Origin of the sequence: Streptomyces sp. ADMS (genome assembly GCF_033441795.1) — a bacterium.
Lineage (GTDB): Bacteria > Actinomycetota > Actinomycetes > Streptomycetales > Streptomycetaceae > Streptomyces.
Window position 1 is genome coordinate 1 of sequence record NZ_JAVFVX010000478.1, and the last position, 377, is coordinate 377.

Sequence of the window (377 nt, forward strand, 5' to 3'; positions counted from 1 at the left end):
GTAGATCTCCACCTGGTTCAACCAGGAGGCGTGGACCGGGGTGTGGACGAGGACCGCGTTCGGGTAGGCGGCGGTCAGCCGGTCGGCGGCCTTCTTGCCGCGGTGGGAGGAGCCGTTGTCCACGATCCAGAACACGCGTTTCGCGCTGGCGTAGGGCTCTTGGGTCATGACCTGGGCGACCAGGTTCATGAAGGGGGCGATGCCGGTAGTGGGCTCGCAGCGGCCGAACACCCTCGCGGCCTGGACGTCGTAGGCGGCCAGGTAGGCCAGGGCGCCGCCGCGTCCGTAGGTGTGGTTGACGCGCATCGCTCTCGCCTGGCCCGGGGCGAGGGTGGGGTGGCAGCGGCAGCGGGCCTGGATGGAGGTCTTCTCGTCCG

1 protein-coding gene is annotated in these 377 nt (G+C 70.0%); it reads right to left on the minus strand.

What is annotated here, in order from left to right:
• The coding region (locus RB628_RS41635; RefSeq protein WP_318325797.1) for a transposase at positions 1–377 on the minus strand (377 nt) is incomplete at both ends.